This is a genomic window from Vibrio sp. 1249-1, assembly GCF_033340495.1.
The window spans coordinates 1-777 of record NZ_JAWOWJ010000411.1; the positions used below are offsets into that span (position 1 = coordinate 1).

Here is a 777-nt window from a genome sequence, read left to right on the forward strand (position 1 = left end):
AATTGATCGACGTTTGCCGCAAACTGACTCCTGCTGATGTTGCCTCTTTAATGAAAGTGAGTGACAAAATAGCGGATCTGAACGTCGGGCGATTCCAAGAGTGGAGCGAAACGTTCACAACGGAAAACTCGCGTCAGGCCATTTTGGCGTTTAAAGGTGATGTGTACACGGGCTTGGAAGCTGAAACACTATCAGATGCGGACTTCGAATACGCGCAAAAGCACTTACGCATGCTATCTGGTCTGTACGGTCTGCTCAAACCGCTCGACTTAATGCAACCATACCGTCTGGAGATGGGGACAAAACTGGCGAACGAGAAAGGTAGCAACCTGTACCAGTTCTGGGGCAATGTGATTACCGACAAGCTCAATGAAGCGATTGCTGAGCAAGGCGACAATGTTTTGATCAATCTTGCGTCGAATGAGTATTTTAAAGCGGTGAAGCCAAAGAACTTGGATGCACAAGTGATTACGCCAATTTTCAAAGACTGTAAGAATGGTCAATACAAGGTGATCAGTTTTTATGCGAAGAAAGCGCGTGGCATGATGGCGCGTTACATCATCGAAAATCGCATTGAGAGCGTGGCGGATTTAACGAAGTTTGATACCGCTGGCTACTACTTCGTTGAGGAAGAGTCGACACCAACAGACTTGGTATTTAAACGTGAAGAGCAAAACTGATTGAAGCGCAATACGCGTTAATTGAAAGCTACCCAAACGAAAAAGGGTTGGCACTACCACCCCTTTGTTATTTTTATTTGGGCTTTTTAAGCATCAA

The 777-nt window shown here is 45.4% G+C and carries 1 protein-coding gene; it reads left to right on the forward strand.

All coding sequences use genetic code 11. The features are described from left to right. Positions 1 to 680: peroxide stress protein YaaA (yaaA, locus tag R7Z50_RS26700; protein WP_318149642.1), on the forward strand; the 680-nt coding region annotated here is incomplete at its 5' end. Positions 681 to 777: the final 97 nt, after the last annotated feature.